Source organism: Flagellimonas pelagia, from assembly GCF_003584135.1.
GTDB lineage: Bacteria > Bacteroidota > Bacteroidia > Flavobacteriales > Flavobacteriaceae > Flagellimonas > Flagellimonas pelagia.
Window position 1 is genome coordinate 176,474 of sequence record NZ_QXFI01000033.1, and the last position, 25,551, is coordinate 202,024.

Consider the following 25,551-nt stretch of genomic DNA (forward strand, 5'->3'; position numbering starts at 1 on the left):
AAGAAAAAAGCATCATGAAACGATATACAAAAATATACTGTTCACTCCTCCTGATAGGGCTTATTGGATGTGACAATGTTGATTTTGGGGAAACCAATGTGGATCCAGATGCCCCAACCACTGTGGTAAGCAGTGGCCTATTGACCAATGCGGAGAAAACCATATCAAGCTTGGTCACCGATGAAATAGGAGATCTTTATACCCAGCACATCTCCCAGATCACCTATACTGACGGCTCCCGTTATGTAACCCAAAACTGGGACTCGGATTATCTGTACAAGGGCGCCTTGACCGATCTTCAGACCATCATTAATGTGAATTCGGACGAGAACATGGCAGTTGGCCAAACCGTGTATGGATCCAATGCTAACCAGATAGCGGTGGCAAGGCTTATCAAAGCCTACATTTTTCAATACATGACCGACACTTGGGGGATGATGCCCTATAGTGAGGCGTTGCAGGGATTGGACAATCCTTATCCCGTTTTCGATACCCAAGAGGCCATCTACGACTCTCTCTTCACTGAAATCGATGAGGCCATTGCCCAAATGGACGGTGGAACCGGACCCGTTGGCGACCAATTGTTCGGCGGTGATATGGAGCGTTGGAAGCAATTTGGCAACACCATGAAATTGATCATGGCATTAAGGCTCTCCAACGTTTATCCTTCTCCCACCGGCTATGCCGCCACCAAATTCAAGGAAGCCATGTCGGGAGCCATTACATCGAGTGATGAAAACATCCTGTATCCCTTTCTTGCGGACGACAACAACGACAACCCATGGCAGGATAACTTCCAGACCAGGGAAGATTATGCGGTCAGCGATGTGTTGATTGATAGACTGATTGCGGATAGTGACCCCCGGTTATCGGTTTATGCGGAATACACGAGAACTTCTGTTTCCAACGGAACGCCAGAATATGTAGGCATGCCCTACGGACTTCCCAATTCGGAAATATTGGCAAGTGACGTGTCCTTTATATCAAGTAACGTTATCTACAACGGAGAGTTCCCTGGGATGATATACATGTATTACCAAGTTGCCTTTTCCTATGCCGAGGCCGTGGAACTCGGATGGATTGCTGGTAGTGCAAGCGATTATTACGAAGCGGGCATAACCGCTTCATTTGAATATTGGGGAGCTGAGGGACTGTCGGAGTATTTGGCGGCCTACCCATTGAGTACAGATTCCGCTACAGCCATGCAACAAATAGCCGAGGAAAAATGGAAGGCCCTGTACCTTCAAGGATGGGAATCTTGGATGGAATGGAAAAGGATCGGTTACCCTGTACTGGAGCCTGCCACCATGCCCCTGAATGGCGATGATGTCCCGGTAAGACACGGATATGACAATGACTATCCTTCCAACAACACGGAGAACTACAATGCGGCGGTGAGTGCACAAGGTCCAGATAACCTGGGAACACATGTTTGGTGGGATACAACACACCCAATAACAAACCAATAAAATTCTTTGAATTGGTGCGGTAGGGTTGCACCGACCTATCGTCGGTGTGACTTTACTTCCACTACTTGAACCAAAATAAAAGGGGCTTGAAAATTCAAGCCCCTTTCCTTTATCTGATTGGCATTATCCTATTCCAAGGTATTCTTATAGGCCTCTATTTTCTTTTCAAGAGCTTCCTTGGTGTCAGCTGTAAACTCTTCCGTTTCTTCAACCGTTTCCCCATTTACACTGGTGCTGGTCGTCACAATGGCCTTATAAGCACCATCCTCTGTATTGCTTACCTCTACTCGGATCTGCTTTTCAATTGCTTTGGTTTCCTTCATTCCCTCCTCGGTAATCGTAATCATGGTTCCATCCTCTTTGACGATGGCAACATCATCAGGAGAAGATAGACTTACCAAACTCGGGGCAATCACCAAAGCAACAACGGACATTAATTTCAACAGAATGTTCAAAGATGGACCAGAAGTATCCTTAAAAGGATCACCCACGGTATCCCCAACCACTGCTGCCTTGTGGGCATCACTACCTTTACGACCTTCGCTCTCAATGGTTTTTTTGGCATTGTCCCAAGCACCACCTGCGTTGGACTGGAAAATGGCCATCAAAACACCTGCTGTGGTCACACCTGCCAAAAGGCCTCCCAACATTTCAGCACCGCCAATAAAGCCAACCGCTACCGGAACGGCAATGGCCAATAATCCTGGCAACAACATTTCCTTAATGGAAGCTTGGGTGGAAATGGCCACACATTTTTCATATTCGGCCAAACCATCGGCGGCCTCAAAAACTTCAATATCTTCTTTACTTGCCTTGGAAAGGTCGGAATCGTACTTCCTCATGACCTCCAATGCCGCTTTCAATTGAGGGATATCACTGAACTGGCGACGCACCTCCTCGATCATGGACATAGCAGCCCTACCTACCGCGTTCATGGAAAGGGCAGAGAAAACGAAGGGCAACATACCACCGATCAAAAGTCCGGCCATGATATCAGGCTGGGACACGTCAATGGATTTTACACCAGCGGTCTTCATAAAGGCCGCGAACAAGGCCAAGGCGGTCAACGCTGCAGAAGCAATGGCAAAACCTTTACCAATGGCTGCTGTAGTATTTCCTACGGCATCCAACTTATCGGTACGCTCACGCACTTCTTTTGGCAATTCGGCCATTTCGGCAATACCACCTGCGTTATCAGAAATAGGTCCATAGGCATCAACAGCCAATTGAATACCTGTATTGGCCAACATTCCCACCGCGGCAATGGCAATTCCATATAAACCGGCAAAGTAATGCGAAACCAAAATGGCAGCTGCAATCAAAATAATTGGAATGGCAGTGGACATCATACCCACACCCAAACCTGCAATGATATTGGTAGCGGAACCCGTTTCGGACTGACGAACAATAGAGTTCACTGGTTTTGTACCCGTTCCAGTATAATATTCGGTAACCTTACCCACCAATAATCCGGCAACCAGACCGGCAATGGTGGCCAAAAACACACCAAAAGAGGAATATTCCTTTCCACCTTCTACCCAAGATTCAGGCAACATGCCATCAATCAAAAAATAAGACGCCACCAACATCAATCCAGCGGACCCAAATTCCCCAATGTTCAAGGCAGTCTGTGGATTTCCACCATCCTTCACTTTCACAAAGAAAGTACCGATAATGGACATCACAATCCCCACTGCAGCCAAAGCCAAGGGCAAATACACTGCTCCCAATCCGTCAAAAGCAGATTGGAATTCTGGCAAGGTGGCAAAAATAGCGCCCAATACCATGGTACCGATGATGGAACCTACATACGATTCAAAAAGGTCAGCGCCCATACCGGCCACATCCCCTACGTTGTCCCCTACGTTATCGGCAATGGTTGCTGGGTTCAAAGGGTGATCTTCCGGGATTCCTGCTTCCACTTTACCTACCAAGTCCGCACCTACGTCGGCAGCTTTGGTGTAAATACCACCACCCACACGGGCAAACAATGCTATGGAAGAAGCTCCAAGGGAGAAACCGGAAAGTACGTTCAACACTTCACCTATTTCCCAACCCTGACCGCTATAGATCATGAAAAGTCCGCTCAATCCCAAAACACCAAGACCAACAACACCTAGTCCCATAACGGCACCACCCGCAAAGGCTACCTCTAAGGCCTTGCCCAATGAGGTTCTTGCCGCATGGGTGGTCCTAACATTGGCTTTTGTGGCCACCTTCATCCCGATGAAACCGGCCAAGGCGGAACAAATGGCCCCTACCACAAAGGAAACGGCCACCATTCCATTGGAGCCCGCTTCATTGCTTCCCTTGAAGAAAAGCAACACGGCCACAGCCACCACAAAAATGCTGAGTATTTTATATTCTGCCTTTAGGAAGGACATTGCACCATCGGCAATGTTCTTGGCAATCCTTGCCATTTTTTCGTCCCCAACTTCCTGTTTGGAGATCCATACGTTCTTAATGAACACGTACAATAGGCCCAGGATACCAAAAACGGGCAAAAACTTTACGATTAAATCCATAGATTGAGTTGTTTAGAATTTTTTAATGGCAGCTAATGTAGTAAAATACGAAGTAATAAAAAAAATGCGCTTTTTATAATGAAAAGCGCATTTTTTTAAAGTTATTATTACCTATATGGTGTAGGTTCGTTTCTTTTTGTGTTCGCTCTCTTCATAGCGTTGCACACACTCGTGATAAATCTTGATGGCTTCGTTCACATCGCCCCATCCACCGGTATCTACTTTCTTTTCCTCCAAATCCTTGTACACCTGGAAAAAGTGTTCGATTTCTTTCAATCGATGTGGATTAAGTTCGCTGATATCGTCCCTCTGGCTCCAGATCGGATCGGACACGGGAACACAGATCAATTTTTCATCGGGACCCTTTTCATCGGTCATATGGAAAACACCTACCGGTTTCACTTCCATAACCACCATGGGGTAGCTTGGCTCCGTGGCCAATACCAATACATCCAGCGGGTCTTTGTCCAACGCCAAGGTCTCTGGAACAAAACCGTAATCGCCAGGGTACATCATGGAAGAAAACAATGTTCTATCAAATCGGATCTTGTTCAGGGTGAAGTCGTATTCGTACTTATTTCTACTACCTTTTGGGATCTCTATGAGCACATCAAAGGTAACTTGTGGTTTTTTAGACATTTCAGAGATTTATTTATTGCAAAAATAACCAGTACAACTGGATTTGAGCGCATAAATTGCCTTATTCGTATTAATTAAAAATTAAATCCGAAGGTTCCTGTAATGCCAAAAGGTCTTGCATCGGGATTATCGAGATAATCACCTCTAAAATTGAAGTCGATCCGTAGGATTTTGAAGATATTCCCAACTCCGAAAGAATATTCCCAATAGATCTGATCGGTTGGTGCCGACAGCGGAATATTGGTTGGGGCACTCAAGGCGATATTCTCATCCGAAAGTTGACCCCAAGCTCCTCTCAACCCCACAATTTCACGTAGGTTGAACTTGCGCAAAAACGGTATCCTAGAGAACAAGCGTCCATTAAAGTTATGTTCCAAGTGAACGGTAGCATAGGTATCCGTTACAAATTCGTAAAAATCGAGGTTTGGAAACACATTGTACAAGGAGAACAGCGTCTGGTTACCGGGAATCACACTTAGCAACCCCAAAGGAACGGCACCAAAGGTCTTACCGAGTTCCACGCTACTGGTCAACCTGCCCAAGCCACCAATTTGCCAAGGTTGTCTATAGGAAAACTGAATCTTTTCATAATCGAAATCACTTTCCAAAAAGCCACTTACCCCTTTGGTATAATTCAAGACCAACGTACTGTAATCATCATTCACATTAACGCGTTCCACCCCATAACCAATGGTTCGTTTTCCCGGGGTATAGACGACCGTGGTATTCAAATCGAACTGTTTGATCTCTGACGAAATACCATTAGGAGAGGTGGGGTCCACATAATCCAGACTGAAGGCATCGGGCAGGGCCGAACTCAACGTCCGGAACGAACTGCCCACACTAATCCTCAAATTCTTCACCGGTTCCATCTCCACATTAAAAGTGGATAGGTTGATATTGGTAAGCCTGTTGTTGGAGCCAACCGTCACCAAAGACGATGAGGCAATGCTCCTACCCATCACATCGTTGGTACTCGTAAGGCTTAGGCCCAACTGTTCAATATCCCTTCGGTTACCCCCGGATAGGATGAGTCTATTCTTCCGATCCAGCAAAAACTTGCCCGAAAAACCATGCTTGAACTTTCTGTCATCAAAACCATAGGCCATATAACCCTCCAATCGCCACGTATCATTCTGCCCAAAATAGGTCCTCGCTCCGCCCCTTAGACGGATGCCTTCGGCATCATTGTAGCCAAAGGTGCTGTAGATATCGCCAATGTCTATGTTCCATTTGTCAATTTCAACATAACCGGACCCCAAAATACTCACAATATCGTAGTAGGTCCGGAACTTGGGAACTGTCTTGAGGGTATCCAATAATTTGAAGATGCCCGATTCATCCGAATTCAGGTTCTCCAGTCGAGCGTTTTTCCAAAAAACACTGTCCTGTGCAAACACCCGAGGGTCATAAGGATCGGAAACGGCCTTATAAAATTCTTGGGAGCGGTTAGTATCAAAAACATAGTTATCGAATACCGTGGTACGCTTACCGTACACTCCCCTCGACTTTTCTTTCTTTGAAAAACTGAAATCGCTCAGCATGTAATCCCGCTTCAACAGAAAGACAGAATCGCTCACCACATCAAACTCCTGTTCAATATAAATTTCCTTTACCCAGTTGATGTTGGCACTCTTGGTTACCTGCATATTGATTTTCTTGACGGCAAAGGTGGTATCGTTCACCCAAAAATCACCTTTAAAGGTAAGCTCGTTTTTCCGTCTCGGATAATAAATGATATTATAGCACCATTTATTATCAATGAAGGTACTGTCAGACAGCACGTAGTTGTACACATCCACCCCTGTTTTGGACAAGGGACTAGTAAAGCTCTTGTCGAAAAACTTCAGGTAATTATCGTAAATATCGTAATCGGAATACAGGTCCTCCACAAAGGCGGCAATGGCCTGATTGCCGCTAAAACCTGAGTTTTTGTTCCCCAGCACATCCTCTTTTTCCTTATCGATGACATTGTCCCCATACACTTTGGAGAACGTTTCGTTCAAGAAAATGGGCAAATAGGTCTTTCCTGTGATGCGGGAGGTGTCCAAATCCTCGAACATAAATTCCAGCCCTTTGAACAGTTTACTCTTGATCAAAGCACTGTCTATGGTATTGAGGTCGAACTCTATTTTCTCGTACTTATCGTACTGGTATTGTTTGAACATCCGGACCCCGTTCTGTCTCTTTTTCGCCCAGATCTTTCGCAGGATGTCGATGGCCGGATTGTTCTTTTTGGATTGCTTGCCGGTGTACACCACCACCTCTTTCAGTTCTTCCGCGGATTCGGCCAGAACAATCTCAAGGCCGTAGTTCACTTTTTGGGGAAGGGGTATCTCCTTGGTCTCATATCCAATGAAAGATACAATGATGGCCTTATAGGTATTGTCCGATTCAAAATAAAAACGGCCATTGTCATTGGTGATGGTTCCTTCGGAAGAATCTTTAAAAATGATATTGGCAAAAGAAATGGGATCACCGAATTCATCCAGCACTACACCTTCTATTTTGGTCTGCGCGGATACCAATAAAATGGAGAGAAAGAAAAAAACGGAAAGGATTCTTTTCATGTTCAGATATATGGGACACAAAGAAAGACAACAAAGGCTTTCCTTTGATAAACTTAGGTCAAATTTGGTTCAAAGTATTTTCTTATCAAAAACTGTTCCCTAAAAAAAGCCCCATCAACTAGGTTGACGGGGCTAATATACCTTACAAATATGATTCTATAGCTTATATAACACTTTCTTAACAGCCTTGATCACGTCCTCGTGGTTAGGCAACCATTCCGCCAAAAGCACGGGGGAATAAGGTGCTGGGGTGTCAGCAGTGTTCAATTTTACGATAGGGGCATCCAAATAATCGAATGCTTTGTCCTGAACGTGATAGATAATTTCGGTAGCCACGTTACCAAATGGCCAAGCTTCTTCCAAAATCACCATTCTGTTGGTTTTCTTAACGGAAGTGATGATGGCATTAATATCCATTGGACGAACGGTACGCAAATCGATGATCTCGCAGCTGATACCTTCTTTTTCCAACTCTTCGGCAGCTTTGTAGGCTTCTTTGATGATTTTTCCAAAGGAAACAATGGTCACATCGGTACCTTCGCGCTTAATGTCGGCCACACCCAATGGAATGGTATACTCACCTTCTGGCACCTCACCTTTGTCACCATACATTTGCTCAGACTCCATAAAAATTACAGGGTCGTTATCGCGGATGGCACTTTTCAACAAACCTTTGGCATCGGCCGGGTTCGATGGAACCACCACTTTTAGACCTGGACAGTTGGCGTACCAACTTTCAAAAGCCTGTGAGTGCGTAGCGGCCAACTGACCTGCAGAAGCAGTAGGACCCCTAAAAACGATTGGGCAGTTGAACTGTCCGGCAGACATCTGGCGGATTTTTGCCGCGTTATTGATAATCTGGTCAATTCCCACCAAGGAGAAGTTGAAGGTCATGAATTCGATGATAGGTCGGTTGCCGTTCATGGTAGAACCTACGCCTACACCGGCAAAGCCCAACTCGGAAATTGGGGTATCCAAAACCCTTTCAGGTCCAAATTCATCCAACATTCCTTTTGAAGCTTTGTAGGCACCGTTGTATTCGGCTACCTCCTCACCCATCAAATAAATGGAATCATCCCTTCGCATTTCTTCGGACATGGCCTCCGCAATGGCTTCCCTAAACTGTAGTGTTTTCATTAAATCGTGCTAAAAAATTTAACTGGTGTGCTTAAAAACGCAAGCAAAAATAGCAAAAACTCGACGAACATTGCCTGACCATACACCAAAAAAAAGAACAAAATTTATTATGCATGCATAATAAATTTCATAATTATTAGCTATATTTGAAACCATAAACCTTAAGTATATATGAAGATTTTAGTTTGCATAAGCAACGTACCGGATACTACTTCCAAAATCAATTTTACGGAAGGCGACACCAAGTTTGACACAAACGGGGTTCAATTTGTGATTAATCCCAACGATGAGTTCGGATTGACCCGAGCCATGTGGTTCAAGGAAAAACAAGGCGCAACCGTGCATGTGGCAACCGTTGGAGGTGCCCAAACGGAACCCACCATTAGAAAGGCACTTGCCATTGGGGCCGATGAGGCCATCAGGGTAAATGCCGAACCTAAGGATGGTTTTTTCGTGGCCAAACAATTGGCCGAAGTGGTCAAAAATGGCGGTTATGATCTTGTCATTGCCGGTAGGGAATCCATCGACTATAACGGAGGTATGGTTCCTGGCATGTTGGCCACTTTGTTGGACATGAACTTTGTAAATACCTGTATTGGGTTGGAAATTGACGGAACGCAAGCTACCGCACTGCGAGAAATCGACGGAGGAAAGGAAAAATTGAGCACTTCCCTGCCCTTGGTGATCGGTGGTCAAAAAGGTTTGGTAGAGGAAAGTGACCTGCGCATCCCCAATATGAGAGGAATTATGATGGCCAGACAGAAAGCCCTCAATGTAGTGGAGCCCGTGGATGCACCGCAGTTGACCAAGGATGAAAAATTTGACAAACCTGCTCCAAAAGGAGCCGTTAAACTGGTAAGTCCCGATAATGTTGGGGAACTGGTAGACCTATTGCACAACGAAGCGAAAGTGATTTAAGGCGTAGCCAAATCATTCCGAACTAGTTTCGGAATCTATTATAAAGTCATAAAGTTCCTGAATCAAGTTCAGGAAAAAATTTAAAGAAATTTTTATGTCAGTATTAGTATATACCGAATCCCTTAAGGGAAAGTTTAAAAAGAATGCCTTTGAAGTGGCTTCCTATGCCTATAAAGTGGCCCAGGATCTGGGCACCACCGTTACGGCTGTAACGTTCAATGCACAGGACGATGCCTCCCTAGGGACTTATGGCGTTTCCAAAGTTTTGAAAGTCACCAATGATAAACTGGATACCTTCAATGCCAAAGCTTATGCTGATGCATTGGCCCAAGCTGCAAAAGCGGAAGGAGCCAAAGTGATTGTTTTAAGTTCAAGTGCCGACACCAAATTTTTGGCGCCAATCCTTGCCGCCAAAATGGATGCGGGATATGTTCCCAATGTGGTTGCCGCTCCTGATAGCACTTCCCCATTCGTAGTAAAAAGAACGGCTTTCAGTAATAAGGGCTTTGCCCATACCGAAATCACTTCTGAGATCAAGGTGATCGGGGTTTCCAATAATGCCTATGGAGTGGTTGAAAACAGTGTTTCGGCCGCAGTGGAAGATTTCAATCCTTCTTTGACGGATGGTGACTTTGCCGTTAAATCCGTTGAAGTGGATAGGGTAACCGGAAAAGTAACCATCGCCGATGCCGACATTGTGGTTTCTGGTGGTCGCGGTTTGAAAGGTCCGGAAAATTGGGGCATGATCGAAGAATTGGCCCAAGTTTTAGGTGCTGCCACAGCCTGTTCCAAACCGGTTTCCGATTTGGGCTGGCGTCCTCATGGAGAACACGTGGGGCAAACCGGTAAGCCTGTGGCCAGTAATCTTTATATCGCCGTGGGTATTTCCGGAGCCATTCAACATTTGGCCGGAGTAAGTGCCTCCAAAGTAAAAGTGGTCATCAACAACGACCCCGAGGCTCCTTTCTTTAAGGCCGCGGATTACGGAATTGTTGGGGATGCCTTCGAGGTAGTGCCCAAACTCATCGAAAAATTAAAGGAATTTAAAGCCCAAAACGCTTAAATTTTGTTAATTTGCCCATTGCAAGGGGCTGTTCAGATAACTGGTAAAGCCACTTATTTGAACAGCCTTTTTTGCTTTAGGAGGAGATTATGAGTTTAGTACGATTAAAAATAAAGGGAATATCATACAGTCAAACACAGAATGGCGCATATGCCCTTATTTTGAATGAAGTGGAGGGAGACCGGAAACTACCCATTGTCATTGGGGCATTTGAGGCACAATCCATTGCCATTGCCCTGGAAAAGGACATTAAACCTCCCAGACCCCTTACCCATGACCTTTTTAAGAATTTCGCCGATCGATTTGAAATTGTGGTGAAACAGGTCATCATTCACAAATTGGTCGATGGAGTGTTCTATTCCAGTATCATCTGTGAACGCGACAAAGTGGAGGAGATTATCGATGCCCGCACCAGTGATGCGATTGCCTTGGCCCTTCGGTTTGATGCACCCATTTTTACCTATAAGACCATTTTGGACAAAGCGGGAATCTTCTTGAAATTTTCATCCAAAGAAGAAGAAAAAGAGGAAGATGACAGCATTGTGGTGGACGAGATCCTTCAAGAAGGGGAAACCGTGGAGATAGAATCCGGTGCCGGTTCCCATGGGTATCGTGAAATGTCCCTGGAAGAACTCCACAAAGAATTGGAAAAGGCAGTGACCAATGAAGACTACGAAAAAGCTGCCAAGTTAAGGGACGAAATTTCCAAGCGCAAATAAACGTACATGGCCAAAAAGATCCAGAGTTTCCTGATCCTTCTATTCATTTGTTCGGTCGCTTTAGGCCAAAATTCTTTACCAACCGATTCCCTCAACGTTGCAACGGCCACCAACCTCGTGACCCAAGCTTCTCCAGAAATCATTCCAAACCAAGGGTTTACCCTGACCACCTTGTTAAGGGGTGCATTGGGTATGGCGGTGTTGATCTTGATTTCCTTTCTTTTCAGTGCCAACCGTAAGGCCATCAATTGGAAAACAGTGGGCATCGGGCTCTCGCTTCAAGTACTGATCGCCATTGGCGTGCTCAAAGTTCCCTTTGTCCAATATGTTTTTGAACAAGTTGGTAGCATTTTTGTCAATATTCTGGAGTTTACAAGGGCTGGTAGTCAGTTTTTGTTTGAAGGATTGGTCGTGGATATGGACACCTTTGGATACATTTTTGCCTTTCAGGTGCTCCCCACCATTGTATTTTTCTCTGCCTTGACCTCCGTGCTCTACTATTTAGGTGTGATCCAATGGGTGGTAAAAGGAATGGCGTGGTTGCTCTCCAAAAGTTTGGGCATCTCGGGAGCGGAAAGTCTATCCGTGGCCGGAAATATCTTTTTGGGCCAAACGGAAGCCCCGCTATTGATCAAAGCCTATTTGGAAAAAATGAACCGATCCGAAATCCTTTTGGTCATGATCGGCGGAATGGCTACGGTTGCTGGAGCTGTGCTCGCGGCCTACATTGGATTTTTGGGTGGGGATGACCCTGTGCTTCGATTGGTATTTGCCAAACACCTCTTGGCCGCCTCCGTTATGGCAGCACCGGGTGCCATTGTTATTTCAAAAATATTATATCCCCAGACCGAAGCGGTGAATACCGATGTAAAGGTTTCTGCGGAGAAAATAGGTTCCAACATTTTGGATGCCATTGCCAACGGCACCACCGAAGGTTTGAAATTGGCCCTTAATGTGGGTGCCATGCTCTTGGTCTTTGTGGCCTTTATCGCCATGATCAATGGTATCTTGGGTTGGGTGGGCGATGTTACTACCTTTAACGGTTGGATCGCTGCCAATTCCCCGTATGAAAGTTTTTCCCTCGAAGCCATTCTGGGAACCGTCTTTGCCCCTCTCATGTGGCTCATCGGTGTGGCCAATGAAGATGTAATGCTCATGGGACAGTTGCTGGGCATCAAACTGGCAGCCAGTGAATTTATTGGCTACATTCAGTTGGCCGACCTGAAAGATGTGGCGAACGGCGTGCATTTTACCTATAACAAATCCGTAATCATGGCCACGTACATGCTTTGTGGCTTTGCCAACTTTGCTTCCATCGGCATCCAAATTGGAGGTATCGGTTCCTTGGCACCAGGACAGCGCAAGAACTTATCCGAATTCGGCATGAAGGCCGTTTTGGGTGGATCTTTGGCTTCCTTGCTTTCTGCTACCATTGCAGGGATGATTTTGGGGTAACTTAAAAAGGTGAAGGGAACTGGGTGAAAGGTTAAGAAATCAAGATTCAGGAAACTTTTTCAATAATCATATCAACCTCGACAGTTTAACGCAATTGTATTATGCGAAATTTTCGAGAATTGGAGGTTTGGAAAGACTCCCGAATACTGGCAAAGGAAATCTACACCATGACCAAATGTTTACCTGACTCTGAAAAATACGGCCTTGTATCCCAAATGAATAGGTGCTCGGTATCCATTCCAGCCAATATTGCTGAAGGATGCAGTAAGTATTCCCAAAAAGACTTTGTTCGTTTCTTGCAAATTAGCTTAGGTTCGGCTTTCGAATTAGAGACCCATCTCATTCTTTGTCAAGATTTGAACTTCCTTCCTTCAGAAGAAACTTCATCAATCATTAAAAACATCCAACGCCTACAAAAAAAGATTGCATCCCTAATTAAATATAACAAGTCTAACCATCATTAACCCTTTACCTAGTACCCTTTACCTTTCACCCTTCACCTTTTACCCTTTTACCCTTGTCCCAATCACACCCGTTAATAAAGTTTTCATAAATCAGGCAGTAGACCTATTGCCCTTTCGTACGCAACCATTTACCTTTAACCCATTATGAAACAATACCACGACCTCCTCAAACATGTATTGGAACACGGGAACCAAAAAGGGGACCGTACAGGAACAGGAACCTTGAGCGTTTTTGGCTATCAGATGCGGTTCGATCTTTCGGAAGGCTTCCCCATGGTGACCACCAAAAAACTGCATTTAAAGTCCATTATTTATGAACTGTTGTGGTTTTTGAAAGGGGACACCAACATAGAATACCTGCAAGAGAACGGGGTACGCATTTGGAACGAATGGGCCGATGAAAACGGAGACCTCGGTCCCGTATACGGACACCAATGGCGCAATTGGAACAGTGAGGAAATCGACCAGATACAGGAAGTGGTGGATACGTTGAAGAACAATCCCAACAGTCGCCGCATGTTGGTCTCTGCTTGGAACCCCAGCGTGTTGCCCAATACTTCGGTTTCTTTTGCGGAAAATGTGGCCAATGGAAAGGCCGCCCTCCCTCCCTGTCATGCATTTTTCCAGTTTTATGTAGCGGATGGGAAACTGTCCTGTCAATTGTACCAACGCAGTGCCGATATCTTTTTGGGGGTACCGTTCAACATTGCTTCGTATGCCTTGTTCACGATGATGATGGCCCAAGTATGCGGCTACCAGCCAGGGGAATTCATCCACACCTTTGGTGATGCGCATATCTACAACAACCATTTGGAGCAGGTGGAACTGCAATTGAGCCGTGACCCTCGCCCCTTGCCCACCATGAAGATCAACCCAAATGTAAAGGACATCTTTGCCTTTACCTTTGATGATTTTGAATTGCTCAATTACGATCCACATCCGCATATTAAAGGCGTGGTTGCGGTGTAGTTTTTAGTTGAATTTTCTAATTTAGGGTGATATTAGGCTTTCCCTTTCTTCAAAATCAATTATGAAAATTCAAAAAATAATTCGATTTCTAACTTCATTGATAATACTCACATTAATTTCATGCTCTACCGGTTCGAAAATAAACAAGCCTGAAACCAAACCTGAGATTCCTACCCCCATATTAAAGGATAATGGAATTGTTACCATTATTCCAAATTATAAAAGTCGATATTTCAGATCAATGCCATATCTACTAAAGAATAAGCATGGTATTTACAACCAAATTCAGGGTGATTTTTACAATGTAAAGTTCAATACTAATTCAAATCTCAATATATCTGCAGGGTATTGGAACCGTTATGGTCCCCACAAAAATTCGTTGACCGTATTAATTGCCATGACAGGTACCTCTACAATACCGATAAAAAACATTCCTATAGTGGTGAAATCTAACAAACATGGAATTTTTGAAAAAACAACTACAATAACTAACAGTGATATTGATAGAATTCAACAACGCGTTTTATTCGTAAAACCGTTGGAGTTGGAAAATCCATATGATATCCTAAACAAGATACATGACGATGTAATTACGGTTACCATAGGAGGACAAGTATATGAATTTATAAACCCTGAATTGGAACTACATTGATGAATTCAGTTATCCAATACACCATCGCGCAATTTGAAGAAATCCAAGAGGGTTACCCTTGGGTAGGTAGTTCGTACGCCAGCAAATTGGCAAAAGTGGATGAGCGTCTTGTGTTTGAGAGACCTTTGGAAGGTTTGCACAGCATTGCCGAGACCATTTCGCATCTCACTTTTTGGCGAAAAGAGGCCTTGCTAAAAATCAAAACGGGCAAGGGCAGCAAAACGGATGACTGTCCGGAAAATTGGTTGCCCAACGACATCCTAAAACAAAAAGGCTGGGAGCAAATCCAAAAGGAATACGATGGTACCCTCGCGGAACTCATCACCTTACTCCAAGACAAGGAAGATGCATTTCTTTCCGAAACCTATTACGATACCGACTTTAAGGGCTACTACCCATATAGCTTTCTCATCAATGGCATGTTGCATCATGATGTGTACCATTTGGGGCAGTTGGGGATTATCATCAAATTTCTTAATTTAAAAACGCAATAACCCATATCATCCAAACTTTAATCCACTCGAAGACAACCTTTTGACGGAACAACCATCTAAATTAAAATGGGGACCATGAAAAATACAGTATTCCTTGCTCTATTTGCTATTCTGATTTTGGGTTGTTCCAATGATGATGTCAGTCCAACTCAAATTATAGGCAACTGGAAATTGATGGAAGCCAAATTTTATAGTCCTGAAGGAGAGAGTTCCACAGATTATTCAAACTCAAATATTATTTACAATTTTAAAGCCAATGGCACGCTGGTCGTATCTGGCGAGGAACATCCAGGGTACACGGACGGAACATATGAATATTTTTTTGGAAATGACTTTCTAGGAGGTGAAACTGACCCGAAAGTTCTGCTAGTGAAAATAAATGGTTCCAAATGGACCTATGATTTGACCCAAGGAAAAATGACATTGGGAAAATCATATGTTGATGGACCTAACCTGATTTTCAAAAGAAATTGACATTTTAAAAGAAATTCGTACAATCCCCTATCTTTGGATAAAAGAGGAGAACATCAGTTTTGTTCAGATTTTTTCTGAACGATTACGACAATTAAATTCTCATGGACAAACACAGAATCTTTACCACTTCAGTTGCCAGCGTATATCCGCATTATATCACCAAAGCGGAGAAAAAAGGCCGTACCAAGGAAGATGTGGATACCATCATCCAATGGTTGACCGGCTACGACCAAAAGGCCTTGCAACAGATCATCGACAACCGAACGGATTTTGAAACCTTCTTTGGGGAAGCTCCCCAATTAAACCCCAATGTTTCCAAAATAACAGGGGTAATCTGTGGGTATCGGGTTGAAGAGATGGAAGACGGACTCATGAAAAAAATTCGATATCTGGACAAGCTGGTGGACGAACTTGCCAAAGGAAAGGCCATGGAGAAAATTTTAAGGAAGTAGCGTTCCGTTTTCCCATTACAATGACAAGACCTTGGAACCGATTGCAAGTAAATCCTTGTACCACATCTTTATATCAACTATCTTTAGTACATAAGAACCTTGGCAATAAAGGCCGTAAAAATTGTGCATTATGAGTTGGGTCACCATTAAAAGTTCGCACTATGAAACCGATTTGCTCCCCTTGAAGAGCAGGTTGGAAGCCGAAGGCATCCAATGCTTTTTACGCAACGAACACACCTCACAGATTATGAGCCACATGGCCACCTTTGTTACGGAACTTCAAGTTGCCGAAGAGGATATGGAGAAAGTGAGGGAAATTATGACGGAAATAGAAAATGCTCCTTAAATCAAGAGTTCTCTTGAAGAAAAAATTCCTTATCCCGCTGTTTTTCCTTCTCCTTTTCAGCAGACAAATGGTTGTGGGTCAAGATAGGAATACCATAGAACTGGGGCATTTCATTTCCGTACACTCCACCATCCTCAATGAGGAAAGGTCCATTTTGGTAAGTCTTCCAGATTCCTACAACGACCCATCTAAAACGGACCAGTTGTATCCTATTATTATTTTATTGGACGGGTATGTCCACTTTAAAACCACATTGGCCATTGTCCATTTTTTGGGTTCCCGTACCAACCGAAACTACCTGATGCCGGAAACCATTGTGGTGGCCATAGAAAATGTGGATCGTGAACGGGATTTCACCATTACCAAATTGCAGACCAAGCGTGCCAACACCATGGGTGGGGGCAAAAAATTTCTGGATTTTATTGAAACGGAATTAATCCCTTATGTGGACAACCATTATCGCGCAGCCCCACACCGTACCTTGATAGGGCATTCCCTTGGTGGCTTGTTGACCGTAAATGCCTATTTGGATCCCAACAGCCTGTTTGATGCCTATTTGGCCATTGATCCAAGTATTTGGTGGGACGAAACCACCATGGAAAGTAAATTAGCTTCAATGACCCTGACCTCCATCAACAAAAAATTATACTGGGCCACTGCCAACCAAGGAGAGACCAATTACGAAAAGAACAAAAAACGACACGACCGATTTGTAGCCATGATGGGGGAACGCTGGGATGACAAACTTCAAGTAAAACACGACTATTTTGAAAAGGAAAATCATCGGTCGGTGCCACTACCGGCACTTTACGAAGGCCTAAAGTATCTCAACGAGACCCATGAGTAAAAAACGTTTTTTTGAAGGGTAAAAATGGGAAGGTGGTGAGACCCTGAATCAAGTTCAGGGTAAAAAAAACCGCCATCAGCTTGGGGAAACTGATGACGGTACATTAAAATTACACGTTCTGTAACGGTTATACTTCCAATACGGCGTTCTCCGTACCGGCATACTCGTTCCATTGGTAACGATCTGCCTCTTCATCGTTGGTATAACTGCCATCTATCAGATATCTGAACTCGTAGCTGTTCTCCACTGGAAGCTCAAAAGTTCCCTTGAAGGTTCCGTTCTTCAATTTTTTCAATCCGCTGCCCTTGGGATTCCATTTGTTGAAATCGCCAACAACCGCAACGGCCTTGGCCTCATCCGCAGGAACACTGAAAGTGACCTTGCAAACCGGCTTGCTCTTTAGGTATTGTTTCTTAATTGCCATGGTACCAAAAAATTTAATTCTGGTACAAAACAATACATAAAACTACTTATTTACAATTAGTTACCATCGATTTATCAAATTGATAAAATGCAGCTAACAATAGGATTACTTTTATCAAATAAGATTATGGATTTTTACCAATTATTATTTTGATGTCCAGCGTTTTAGAAGTGTAGCAATGACATCTACTTCCTCCTCGGTATTGTAAAAATGGAAGCTCAATCGCACTCTCCCGCCACGCAGGGAGGCCACTATATTTTTCTCCGAAAGTTTATTAAAAAGTTTCTCATCTCCCTTTATGCTGAAGATGGTACTATGCTGATTTCTTTGGCTCACAAAGGGTTGAAGCAGTCCCAATTCAGAGAATGACGTCATGGCTTTTTTGGATAACTTTTGAAGTTGTGCCTGAACGTTTTCCTGACCGATCTCGTCCAAAAAATTAAGGGCAAACTCCAAGCTTCCAAAATTGAAGGAATCCAAATGACCGGGCTCCAAATACTTGCAGAAAGGAATACTGTCCCTTTTAGAGGCATCATTGTTCACGGAGCCGTTGCCGATTCCCTTCAGTTCAAATTGATCCTTGATGCCATCCTTCACTAAGAAAAAACCGTTGCCATAACCTGCCAAAAGCCATTTATAGGAACTGGCGCCAAGAATATCCACACCCGATTCCTCAAAATGGAAGGGTTCCATGCCACAAAACTGCGTTCCATCCGCAATGACCATCAAATCGGGAAAGTCCTTTTTCAACTGTTTTAAAAAGTCAAAATCGATTCGCACCCCATTTACCCATTGCACCAAGCTCAGTGCCAGCACATCGATGTTTCCGCTTTTTACCTTCTCGTAAATCCGCTCCTCCATATGCCCATCAATGTCCACATACTCCCGTTTAAAGTTACGGGTCTCGAATGGCCAGTTTACCGATGGATAATCATTGTGGAGCAACAATACCGTTTTGTCCTTGGACAAACCTTCCAGCAACAGATTGAGGCCCAAGCTAAAATTGGGCACCAAGGCCACGTTCTCGGGTTTACAGTAAAAAAACCTTCCAACCGTTTTTTTGATCTCGGGCATATGCGCAAATCCCTTGTTCTTCATCTCACTGCCCCCAATAAGAAAATCGAGGTCATGGCCTTGCCGCCATTCCATCAGATCTTCACTCAACAGTCCGGCAGAGGCCGTGTTTGCATAGATACATTGGTTTAAGACAGGGAATTTTTTTCTGAGGTTCTGCATTACCGGGTATTTGGATACAATTCAATTATATTTGTTGTTAAAGATAGCCATTCCATGTTGTCATTTGGAAAAAAGAAAAAAACGGAATTGGACCTGGAGCAGCACGAGCTTTTGGAAAATGCCCATAAACGCATCAAACAAAAGAAACGACTGTTCTCCCACTTTGTGATTTTTTTGATCGGCAGTGTTTTTTTGATCCTGATCAACAAGATCCTGAAGTATGGGGAAGCGTATGATTGGTTTATTTGGGCCATTACCTTTTGGGCCTTTTTGTTCGTGATCCACGCCTTCAATGTGTTTGTGACGCACAAGTTCATGGGGCAGGATTGGGAACGCCAACAACGGGAAAAATTGGTGGCCTTGCAGAAGAAACGCATTGCCGAAATCCAAAAAGAAATCGAAACCGAATTTCCACTTTCCAACATCAATAAAAAAAAAGATCAATGAAGCGATTGATCATTATCGCCGCGGCCGCGGAGAACAATGCCCTGGGAAAGGACAACGACCTCGTATGGCACCTTCCAGACGATTTTAAACGATTCAAGGCCCTAACCTCTGGCCATAAGATCATTATGGGCCGAAAAACGTTGGAAAGCTTTCCAAAGCCGCTCCCCAACCGTGAACATATTGCCATTACGCGTGATAAGGACTACGAACCCAAATTTCCATGTACCATCGTCCATTCCCTGCAACAAGCTATGGACATGGTACATGATGGGGAAACAGCCTTCATTATCGGTGGCGGTGAAATCTACAAACAGTCCATGGAAATTGCCACGGACATTGAACTTACCCGCGTCCACGAAACGTTCGAGGCGGATGCTTTTTTTCCTGAGATTGATGAAAAGGAATGGAAATTGGTCAACGAGGAGCATCATCCAAAGGATGATAGGCACCCATATAGTTTTACCTACCTGACCTATAAACGGAAATAGCACTCAAAACTCAAGATGGGACACTTCAATATTTGGGCCATCCACAAAACTTTTCAATATGTCCACATTCTTGTTGGTGTACAAGGTATGCTTCAGATGGTTTGTTTCCGGAGCCAATAACCCGTTTTTTTCCAAGATGGTCTTGGTCTGTCTGGCAACAGCTTCCCCAGAATCGATGATGGTAATATCATCGGGCAACATTTCTTTCAGCACAGGAATCAAATAGGGATAATGGGTACATCCCAAAACGAGGCAATCGATTTGTTGGTCCAACATGGGATTTAAAAAGGTGGTCAACAGCTCCCTCATTTCGGTGGAATACACTTTATTGGCCTCGATCAATTCCACCAGCCCTTTTCCCTCTTGTTCCAAAACGGTAATCCCTTCTGCGAACAGTTTGGACGTATTATGGAACAAACTGCTGGACAACGTCCCTTTGGTGGCCAAAACGCCCACTTTTTTTGTCTTGGTATGCAGTGCTGCGGGTTTTATGGCCGGTTCTATCCCTATGAAGGGCACAGGGTAATGCTCCCGTAAATAATCGATGGCATTGGTGGTGGCCGTGTTACAGGCCACAATGATGATCTTACACCCTCTATTTAAAAGTAGCTCGGTGTTCTTGATACTTAGTTGGAGGATCTCTTCCTTGGATTTTTCACCATAGGGTGCATTGGCACTATCGGCAAGGTATAGGGTGCTTTCATGGGGAAGCATTTTTACCACTTCTTTCCAAATGGAGGTTCCCCCTACCCCTGAATCAAAAATACCGATGGGACTATGCATACTTAAAAATAGAGACAAAAAATTTCATGGAACAAAAAAACCGCTTTATCTGTGGAAAAGCGGTTTTTGAATTTTGTAAAAAGTATGGGGCTTAGAATCCCAGTTCTTTCTTCACATCTGGCAAAAGGTCTTTTCCCTTGGCCACGATCAAGCTCAAACCTGGGCTGGCATCGATCACGTAATCAAAACCTTGGGCCGCGGCCACTTTTTCGATGGCTGCTTTTGCCTTTTCAGAAATGGGTGCAAACAATTCCTGTTGTTTTTGTTGCATGGCCTGCATGGCCTTATTTCTGGCATCGTCAATATTTTTTTCAAAACCTTGAAGCTCCTGGGCCCTCTTTTGGTTTTCTTCCTCTGTTTTGGATGTGGCCTCGTTGGAGTACTGGGTATATTTGTTCTGAAGTTCTGTTAGGGAACCTTGGATATCCGCTGAGTAGGTTTCCTGCAATTTTTTCAATTCGGCCTGCGCAGCCTTCATCTCCGGCATTTCAGACAACAACTGTTGTACATTGATGTGTGCAATCTTGCTCTGCGCATTTACAAAACCCGTAGCCGCGACAAACAACACTAGGGCTACAGCAATCCTTTTAACATTTTTCATGATTCTCTTAGTTACTTATTTTGATTTTAAATTTAGTGCTTCAATATTTAATTCTGTATTGAATCCTTTTCTTGTTCCTGCGTGCTTTTTCGCTCTTCCAACTTGGCTTGGCGTTTGGCCTCGCGCTCTTCCAATAATTTTTGTCTCCGTGCCTCGTAGGCTTTCTTGCGTTCCTCCCTTAGTTTCAACTGTTCTGTCCGCCGGTCCTCAGCTGCCTTGGTATTGGCCTGCTGTATGGAATCGGTTCGTTCCTGTCTTTCCTGGAGGGCCGCACTTATTTCCTCGTCGGCTTCTTCCTCATCGGCCTTGAACTGCTCCAAACGGTTTTTTTGGTCCTGTTTTTTATTGGAGGCACTCACCTTTCGGGTCCGTGCTATTTCCCTTAAAACCAAGTCACTGATATCATGCCGTTTTTCGGAGTACAACATTACAACATCTGCCGATTTATCAAAAATAAAATCGTATCTTTTATTGGCACCGATTTTTTGTACCTCATTGAAAACTTGGTCCTGAATCGGCTGTACCAATAGTTGTTTCTGCAACACTAAATCTCCCTGTGGCCCAAAACGGTCCTGCTGGTAATCCAACATTTCCTTCTCCAAGATCTGGATTTCCTCTTCACGCTCGGCAATGAGTTCATCCGTCAAGAGCACTTTTTCGGCCATCAAATCCTTTTTCATCTGCTCAATGGCACTTTGTTTGAGCTCTATCTCCTGTTTCCATTTCAGGGCCTTTATGTTCAATTGCTCCGTTGCATCCCTATACTCCTCCACATTCTCCAGGATATATTCCATGTCCACATATCCTATGCGCACCCCTCTTGATGTTTGGGAAAACCCATAAAAGGACGTCATCAAAACAGCTAATGACAAAAGAACTTTAGTATTCATCTTTGATTCCGCATTTTATATAGAAAATATCGTGCCAAAATAACTAAATTATTTAAAATGAGTTATTTATAAATCACTAAGACGCTATTTTCTTTTGATTAAAACTGCTGCCCGATGATGAAGTGCGTTTGCCATCCACTTGGTCCTGTAGATCCTGGTCTGGCATCACTATCAAAACCATAACCAAAATCAATCCCCAAGAGTCCGAATGCCGGCATAAAAATACGTAGCCCCACTCCGGCAGATCTTTTTAATTCAAACGGATTATAGTCATTAAAATTGTTGAAGGCATTACCAGCCTCTAAAAATGATAGGGCATAAATGGAAGCCGAGGGTTTTAGCGTAAGTGGATAACGAAGTTCCATGGAGAATTTATTGTATATCGTTCCCCCATCCTGCTGAAGGTTTCCGGTAATGGCATTCGTAATATAAGGTGTCAAAGATTGGTTTTGATAGCCGCGCAACTGGATTACGTCCCTACCATCCAATGTAAAGTTTCCTAGGCCATCACCTCCCACATAAAAACGCTCAAAAGGAACATCCCCGATATCGTGGTTATAGGCCCCTAGGAAACCAAATTCGGCATTGGTTCGCAGCACCAGTTTATCCACCAATGTGGTATACCAATCTCCTTTGAACTTGATTTTGTAGTACTCCAACAACTTAAAGCGTTCCTCTTCCATGCTCTCCAAATCATCACTCAATTGGGCATATTCCAATTGTTCCTCGACCGTATCAGGGCTGGATCCAATTTCATAAAGCCTTTCGGTAGCGGAATTGATATCTTCCTTCAACTGCTTGTAATCCTTTGAACTGAACAGGGAATACGGTGGTGTAAACTTGGCCGTGAGTTCAAAATTGGAGCCTGTCATAGGGAATATCCTGCTCGGACCTTGGGAACTTCTAGAAATCCCGAGGGTGTAGCTTAAAGAGTTAGAACTACCATTACCAAAATTGAACAAACCGCTGTTATAGTTGTTAAAATCATACAACTGGTAGCTCGCCGCATGGGAAATGGTGAAGAAATCATCGGGCCATTGTACTCTTTTGGCCAATCCTGCAGAAACCCCAGTGATGGCAAATCCCCTAGATTTGTCCACATCGAGTCTACCATTGCTATCATATCCTGTAGCAAATTGTTGCGTTCTTGAGAGAGACAGGTTGAATCTTACCGGTTTCTTACCTCCCAACCATGGTTCGGAGAAATTGAGACTGTATACCCTAAAGGTTCTACTGGCCTGTAAACGAAGGGCAAATGTCTGCCCATCTCCCATAGGGACCGGCTTGTAGGCCTCTCCATTAAAAATATTCTTCAAAGAGAAATTACTAAAGGAAAGTCCCAAAGTACCGATGAAACCACCCCCACCAAAACCACCTTGCAATTCTATCTGGCTGGAGCCCGATTCCACAAGACTGTATTCAATGTCCACAGTTCCTGCATTTGGATCAGGGTTCTGGATATCCGGCACAATCTGTTCGGCATCAAAAAACCCAAGTTGCCCCAATTCCCTGATGGTCCTTACAATATTTTCCTTGCTATATTTTTGGCCAGGACGCGTTCTCAATTCCCTAAAGATTACGTGGTCATTGGTCTTGTCGTTTCCTTTTACGGTAACGTGGTCCAAGTAGGTTTCCTTACCTTCAATGATCCTGATTTCAAAATCAATGGTATCGTTCACCGCAGAAACTTCAACAGGGTTAATGCTGGAAAATAGGTAACCATTGTTCTGATAGAGGTTCGTCAAGTCCACAGCATCCGGCTTGGAGTCGTCCGCCACGCGTTCTTTCAATAACACCCCATTATAGGTATCTCCTTTTTTGATGCCCAATACTTGGCTCAACTGTCTATCAGTGTAAACGGAATTCCCAACAAAATCTATGTTACCAAAGTAGTATTTGTCCCCTTCTTCCACCTTTATGGTTAGGTCGATGTTGTGCTCGTCCACTTTTACGAAGGTATCGGAAAGCACCCTGGCATCCCTATAGCCCCTTTCGGCATAGGTGTCCACCAAATTGGATAGATCTTCTTCGAAATCGGCCGCAATGTATTTTGATTTTTTCCAGAAACGGAACAATTTTTTCTTCTTGGTATTCTTAAGGGATTTGCGCAGTCTTTTATTGGAAAGTTGCTCATTCCCTTCAAAGGTGATCTTTCTGATCTTTACCTTATCCCCCTTGTTCACATTGATCACCATGTTCTGGACATTGGTTCCAGAAGTATCGGCTGCCGTGGCAATATTGACCTTGGCATTGAGGTATCCTTGTTTTTTGTACTTGTTCTGAAGGTAGTTTTTGGTGTTGGCGATCAAGCTTTCGGTAATCTTCTTACCTTTTTTAAGGTCGGTATCGTTGATGATATCCTCTACCTTTCGTTTTTTTATACCATAAACAGTGACCTTGTTCAAGGTGGGACGTTCCAAAATGTGAAGTTCCAAATAGATTTGGTCACCCTCGATCTTGGTATAATACATCTCTACGTTACTAAAGAGTTCCAAGCTCCACAACTTTTTTATGACAGCACTGATTTCGTCACCGGGTACTTTAATAGGTTGACCAACCCTTAGACCAGTATAGGTCTTAACGGTCTGCTCGTTGTAACTTTGCAATCCGGTGACGGTCAATCCGCCCAAAATATATTCCTTACCATCCTCAAAGGTGGTTTCTTGGGCAAATCCTGTTCCGGACAAGAGTAAAAATGTTGCGGAAAGAAAAATTCTGAGATAAACCGGTATCAGGTTATCAATACCTTTAGTTAAGTTGTTCGCTAGTTTTTCCAAATCGTCGTTCTCTATTTTGGTAACTTAATATGGCCTCTACCAAATGCTGCTCGTTAAAATCGGGCCAAAATACATCAATAAAATATAATTCGGCGTATGCAATCTGCCAGAGTAAAAAATTGCTGATCCTACATTCGCCACTAGTGCGTATAAGTAGGTCAACATCAGGCAAAAAGTGCGCGTAAAGATGTGTATTTATAACTTGTTCGTCAATATTTTCGGGCGAAATTATGTTATTTTTAACTTTGACCGCAATCTCCCGAACCGCCGATGTTATCTCTTCCCGAGAGCCATAACTCAATGCCAGGGTAACGGTCATCCCCGTATTTTTTGATGTTTTCGCAATGACTTCGGCAAGTTCTTTGTGGACCTTTTCGGGCAGGGTTTCCATTCTACCGATGGCCTTTAACCTTATATTGTTCTTTTTCAGGTTTTTGAGCTCCTTTTTCAGAGCGGTCACCAGAAGTTTCATCAAAGTATCCACTTCAATTTTGGGTCTGTTCCAATTTTCTGTGGAGAATGCATAGAGGGTAAGATATTGTATTTGAAGCTTCACACAGGCTTCCACAGTACGTTTTACCGCCTCGGCACCATTTTCATGGCCGAACACACGAAGCTTGCCCCGTTGTTTGGCCCACCTACCATTACCGTCCATGATAATGGCCAAATGTTTTGGAAGTTTGTCCTTGTTTAGGTCCTCTAGCGTATGCAT

General features: G+C 43.8%; 26 protein-coding genes. 15 read left to right on the forward strand and 11 right to left on the reverse strand.

Annotated elements, in window-relative coordinates; translation table 11 throughout:
- Positions 1 to 14: 14 nt before the first annotated feature.
- Positions 15 to 1,469, forward strand: a complete 1,455-nt coding sequence (locus D2V05_RS14895) for a SusD/RagB family nutrient-binding outer membrane lipoprotein (protein WP_183114850.1) — start codon at positions 15 to 17, stop codon at positions 1,467 to 1,469.
- Between the two features lie 128 nt (positions 1,470 to 1,597).
- On the opposite strand, the gene D2V05_RS14900 is transcribed toward D2V05_RS14895, so the two are convergent.
- The 4 genes from D2V05_RS14900 to D2V05_RS14915 form a co-directional block, all read right to left on the reverse strand.
- The gene (locus D2V05_RS14900; protein WP_119648393.1) at positions 1,598 to 3,994 is read right to left on the reverse strand and encodes a sodium-translocating pyrophosphatase; all 2,397 of its coding nucleotides are present in this window, start codon (positions 3,992 to 3,994) and stop codon (positions 1,598 to 1,600) included.
- A gap of 111 nt (positions 3,995 to 4,105) precedes the next feature.
- The gene (locus D2V05_RS14905; RefSeq protein WP_119648394.1) at positions 4,106 to 4,633 is read right to left on the reverse strand and encodes an inorganic diphosphatase; all 528 of its coding nucleotides are present in this window, start codon (positions 4,631 to 4,633) and stop codon (positions 4,106 to 4,108) included.
- A gap of 74 nt (positions 4,634 to 4,707) precedes the next feature.
- Positions 4,708 to 7,203, reverse strand: a complete 2,496-nt coding sequence (locus D2V05_RS14910) for a DUF5686 family protein (RefSeq protein ID WP_119648395.1) — start codon at positions 7,201 to 7,203, stop codon at positions 4,708 to 4,710.
- A gap of 156 nt (positions 7,204 to 7,359) precedes the next feature.
- Positions 7,360 to 8,340 carry a pyruvate dehydrogenase complex E1 component subunit beta gene (locus D2V05_RS14915; protein WP_119638685.1) on the reverse strand — a complete coding sequence of 327 codons (981 nt, stop codon included), beginning with the start codon at positions 8,338 to 8,340 and terminating at the stop codon, positions 7,360 to 7,362.
- A gap of 171 nt (positions 8,341 to 8,511) precedes the next feature.
- Here D2V05_RS14915 and D2V05_RS14920 point away from each other — a divergent pair, with 171 nt between their 5' ends.
- The 12 genes from D2V05_RS14920 to D2V05_RS14975 all read left to right on the forward strand — a co-directional run bounded on the left by D2V05_RS14920 (position 8,512) and on the right by D2V05_RS14975 (position 17,193).
- Complete coding sequence (locus D2V05_RS14920) at positions 8,512 to 9,258, forward strand: electron transfer flavoprotein subunit beta/FixA family protein (protein WP_119638684.1); 747 nt, start codon at positions 8,512 to 8,514, stop codon at positions 9,256 to 9,258.
- Between the two features lie 94 nt (positions 9,259 to 9,352).
- Positions 9,353 to 10,321, forward strand: a complete 969-nt coding sequence (locus tag D2V05_RS14925) for an electron transfer flavoprotein subunit alpha/FixB family protein (RefSeq protein ID WP_119648396.1) — start codon at positions 9,353 to 9,355, stop codon at positions 10,319 to 10,321.
- A gap of 89 nt (positions 10,322 to 10,410) precedes the next feature.
- Positions 10,411 to 11,040 (forward strand): bifunctional nuclease family protein, encoded by a 630-nt coding sequence (locus D2V05_RS14930; protein ID WP_119638682.1) that lies wholly within the window; start codon positions 10,411 to 10,413, stop codon positions 11,038 to 11,040.
- Between the two features lie 6 nt (positions 11,041 to 11,046).
- A complete protein-coding gene (locus tag D2V05_RS14935) occupies positions 11,047 to 12,495 on the forward strand; it encodes a NupC/NupG family nucleoside CNT transporter (RefSeq protein ID WP_119648397.1) in 1,449 nt (482 codons plus the stop codon).
- 101 nt (positions 12,496 to 12,596) lie between these two features.
- The gene (locus D2V05_RS14940; RefSeq protein ID WP_119648398.1) at positions 12,597 to 12,959 is read left to right on the forward strand and encodes a four helix bundle protein; all 363 of its coding nucleotides are present in this window, start codon (positions 12,597 to 12,599) and stop codon (positions 12,957 to 12,959) included.
- Positions 12,960 to 13,103: 144 nt separating this feature from the next.
- Positions 13,104 to 13,928 (forward strand): thymidylate synthase, encoded by an 825-nt coding sequence (locus D2V05_RS14945; protein ID WP_119648399.1) that lies wholly within the window; start codon positions 13,104 to 13,106, stop codon positions 13,926 to 13,928.
- 61 nt (positions 13,929 to 13,989) lie between these two features.
- Positions 13,990 to 14,580, forward strand: a complete 591-nt coding sequence (locus D2V05_RS14950) for a hypothetical protein (RefSeq protein WP_119648400.1) — start codon at positions 13,990 to 13,992, stop codon at positions 14,578 to 14,580.
- Positions 14,580 to 15,074, forward strand: coding sequence for a DinB family protein (locus tag D2V05_RS14955; RefSeq protein WP_119648401.1), 495 nt, complete (start codon positions 14,580 to 14,582; stop codon positions 15,072 to 15,074). The genes D2V05_RS14950 and D2V05_RS14955 overlap by 1 nt, the downstream gene beginning before the upstream one ends.
- 75 nt (positions 15,075 to 15,149) lie before the next feature.
- Positions 15,150 to 15,548 carry a hypothetical protein gene (locus D2V05_RS14960; RefSeq protein WP_147378292.1) on the forward strand — a complete coding sequence of 133 codons (399 nt, stop codon included), beginning with the start codon at positions 15,150 to 15,152 and terminating at the stop codon, positions 15,546 to 15,548.
- A 101-nt stretch (positions 15,549 to 15,649) separates the two neighbouring features.
- Positions 15,650 to 16,000 (forward strand): DUF2200 domain-containing protein, encoded by a 351-nt coding sequence (locus tag D2V05_RS14965; protein ID WP_119638674.1) that lies wholly within the window; start codon positions 15,650 to 15,652, stop codon positions 15,998 to 16,000.
- Between the two features lie 130 nt (positions 16,001 to 16,130).
- A complete protein-coding gene (locus tag D2V05_RS14970; RefSeq protein WP_119648403.1) occupies positions 16,131 to 16,346 on the forward strand; it encodes a putative signal transducing protein in 216 nt (71 codons plus the stop codon).
- A gap of 13 nt (positions 16,347 to 16,359) precedes the next feature.
- Positions 16,360 to 17,193 (forward strand): alpha/beta hydrolase, encoded by an 834-nt coding sequence (locus D2V05_RS14975; RefSeq protein ID WP_235855470.1) that lies wholly within the window; start codon positions 16,360 to 16,362, stop codon positions 17,191 to 17,193.
- Between the two features lie 127 nt (positions 17,194 to 17,320).
- Here D2V05_RS14975 and D2V05_RS14980 read toward each other — a convergent pair whose 3' ends face one another.
- Positions 17,321 to 17,617, reverse strand: coding sequence for an isoamylase early set domain-containing protein (locus tag D2V05_RS14980; RefSeq protein ID WP_119638672.1), 297 nt, complete (start codon positions 17,615 to 17,617; stop codon positions 17,321 to 17,323).
- A gap of 144 nt (positions 17,618 to 17,761) precedes the next feature.
- Positions 17,762 to 18,853, reverse strand: a complete 1,092-nt coding sequence (locus D2V05_RS14985; protein WP_119648405.1) for an aminotransferase class V-fold PLP-dependent enzyme — start codon at positions 18,851 to 18,853, stop codon at positions 17,762 to 17,764.
- A gap of 54 nt (positions 18,854 to 18,907) precedes the next feature.
- Between D2V05_RS14985 and D2V05_RS14990 the strand changes: the two genes are divergently transcribed.
- Both D2V05_RS14990 and D2V05_RS14995 read left to right on the forward strand, forming a co-directional pair.
- Entirely contained in the window at positions 18,908 to 19,300 is a 393-nt protein-coding gene (locus D2V05_RS14990; RefSeq protein ID WP_119638670.1) for a 2TM domain-containing protein, read from the forward strand.
- A complete protein-coding gene (locus tag D2V05_RS14995) occupies positions 19,297 to 19,788 on the forward strand; it encodes a dihydrofolate reductase (protein ID WP_119648406.1) in 492 nt (163 codons plus the stop codon). The genes D2V05_RS14990 and D2V05_RS14995 overlap by 4 nt, the downstream gene beginning before the upstream one ends.
- Before the next feature lie 3 nt (positions 19,789 to 19,791).
- On the opposite strand, the gene murI is transcribed toward D2V05_RS14995, so the two are convergent.
- From murI to D2V05_RS15020, 5 genes are all read right to left on the reverse strand, one after another.
- A complete protein-coding gene (gene murI, locus D2V05_RS15000; protein WP_119648407.1) occupies positions 19,792 to 20,571 on the reverse strand; it encodes a glutamate racemase in 780 nt (259 codons plus the stop codon).
- A gap of 91 nt (positions 20,572 to 20,662) precedes the next feature.
- The gene (locus D2V05_RS15005; RefSeq protein WP_119648408.1) at positions 20,663 to 21,172 is read right to left on the reverse strand and encodes an OmpH/Skp family outer membrane protein; all 510 of its coding nucleotides are present in this window, start codon (positions 21,170 to 21,172) and stop codon (positions 20,663 to 20,665) included.
- A 47-nt stretch (positions 21,173 to 21,219) separates the two neighbouring features.
- Positions 21,220 to 22,062, reverse strand: a complete 843-nt coding sequence (locus D2V05_RS15010; RefSeq protein WP_119648409.1) for an OmpH/Skp family outer membrane protein — start codon at positions 22,060 to 22,062, stop codon at positions 21,220 to 21,222.
- Positions 22,063 to 22,160: 98 nt separating this feature from the next.
- Positions 22,161 to 24,839 carry a BamA/OMP85 family outer membrane protein gene (locus tag D2V05_RS15015; RefSeq protein WP_119648410.1) on the reverse strand — a complete coding sequence of 893 codons (2,679 nt, stop codon included), beginning with the start codon at positions 24,837 to 24,839 and terminating at the stop codon, positions 22,161 to 22,163.
- Entirely contained in the window at positions 24,811 to 25,551 is a 741-nt protein-coding gene (locus tag D2V05_RS15020; protein WP_119648411.1) for an isoprenyl transferase, read from the reverse strand. The genes D2V05_RS15015 and D2V05_RS15020 overlap by 29 nt, the downstream gene beginning before the upstream one ends.

Excerpts from the sequence above, each read along its gene's own strand:
- D2V05_RS14895 (WP_183114850.1), top strand. The coding sequence starts at position 15 with ATGAAACGATATACAAAAATATACTGTTCACTCCTCCTGATAGGGCTT.
- D2V05_RS14900 (WP_119648393.1), bottom strand. The coding sequence starts at position 3,994 with ATGGATTTAATCGTAAAGTTTTTGCCCGTTTTTGGTATCCTGGGCCTA.
- D2V05_RS14905 (WP_119648394.1), bottom strand. The coding sequence starts at position 4,633 with ATGTCTAAAAAACCACAAGTTACCTTTGATGTGCTCATAGAGATCCCA.
- D2V05_RS14910 (WP_119648395.1), bottom strand. The coding sequence starts at position 7,203 with ATGAAAAGAATCCTTTCCGTTTTTTTCTTTCTCTCCATTTTATTGGTA.
- D2V05_RS14915 (WP_119638685.1), bottom strand. The coding sequence starts at position 8,340 with ATGAAAACACTACAGTTTAGGGAAGCCATTGCGGAGGCCATGTCCGAA.
- D2V05_RS14920 (WP_119638684.1), top strand. The coding sequence starts at position 8,512 with ATGAAGATTTTAGTTTGCATAAGCAACGTACCGGATACTACTTCCAAA.
- D2V05_RS14925 (WP_119648396.1), top strand. The coding sequence starts at position 9,353 with ATGTCAGTATTAGTATATACCGAATCCCTTAAGGGAAAGTTTAAAAAG.
- D2V05_RS14930 (WP_119638682.1), top strand. The coding sequence starts at position 10,411 with ATGAGTTTAGTACGATTAAAAATAAAGGGAATATCATACAGTCAAACA.
- D2V05_RS14935 (WP_119648397.1), top strand. The coding sequence starts at position 11,047 with ATGGCCAAAAAGATCCAGAGTTTCCTGATCCTTCTATTCATTTGTTCG.
- D2V05_RS14940 (WP_119648398.1), top strand. The coding sequence starts at position 12,597 with ATGCGAAATTTTCGAGAATTGGAGGTTTGGAAAGACTCCCGAATACTG.
- D2V05_RS14945 (WP_119648399.1), top strand. The coding sequence starts at position 13,104 with ATGAAACAATACCACGACCTCCTCAAACATGTATTGGAACACGGGAAC.
- D2V05_RS14950 (WP_119648400.1), top strand. The coding sequence starts at position 13,990 with ATGAAAATTCAAAAAATAATTCGATTTCTAACTTCATTGATAATACTC.
- D2V05_RS14955 (WP_119648401.1), top strand. The coding sequence starts at position 14,580 with ATGAATTCAGTTATCCAATACACCATCGCGCAATTTGAAGAAATCCAA.
- D2V05_RS14960 (WP_147378292.1), top strand. The coding sequence starts at position 15,150 with ATGAAAAATACAGTATTCCTTGCTCTATTTGCTATTCTGATTTTGGGT.
- D2V05_RS14965 (WP_119638674.1), top strand. The coding sequence starts at position 15,650 with ATGGACAAACACAGAATCTTTACCACTTCAGTTGCCAGCGTATATCCG.
- D2V05_RS14970 (WP_119648403.1), top strand. The coding sequence starts at position 16,131 with ATGAGTTGGGTCACCATTAAAAGTTCGCACTATGAAACCGATTTGCTC.
- D2V05_RS14980 (WP_119638672.1), bottom strand. The coding sequence starts at position 17,617 with ATGGCAATTAAGAAACAATACCTAAAGAGCAAGCCGGTTTGCAAGGTC.
- D2V05_RS14985 (WP_119648405.1), bottom strand. The coding sequence starts at position 18,853 with ATGCAGAACCTCAGAAAAAAATTCCCTGTCTTAAACCAATGTATCTAT.
- D2V05_RS14990 (WP_119638670.1), top strand. The coding sequence starts at position 18,908 with ATGTTGTCATTTGGAAAAAAGAAAAAAACGGAATTGGACCTGGAGCAG.
- D2V05_RS14995 (WP_119648406.1), top strand. The coding sequence starts at position 19,297 with ATGAAGCGATTGATCATTATCGCCGCGGCCGCGGAGAACAATGCCCTG.
- murI (WP_119648407.1), bottom strand. The coding sequence starts at position 20,571 with ATGCATAGTCCCATCGGTATTTTTGATTCAGGGGTAGGGGGAACCTCC.
- D2V05_RS15005 (WP_119648408.1), bottom strand. The coding sequence starts at position 21,172 with ATGAAAAATGTTAAAAGGATTGCTGTAGCCCTAGTGTTGTTTGTCGCG.
- D2V05_RS15010 (WP_119648409.1), bottom strand. The coding sequence starts at position 22,062 with ATGAATACTAAAGTTCTTTTGTCATTAGCTGTTTTGATGACGTCCTTT.
- D2V05_RS15020 (WP_119648411.1), bottom strand. The coding sequence starts at position 25,551 with ATGCATACGCTAGAGGACCTAAACAAGGACAAACTTCCAAAACATTTG.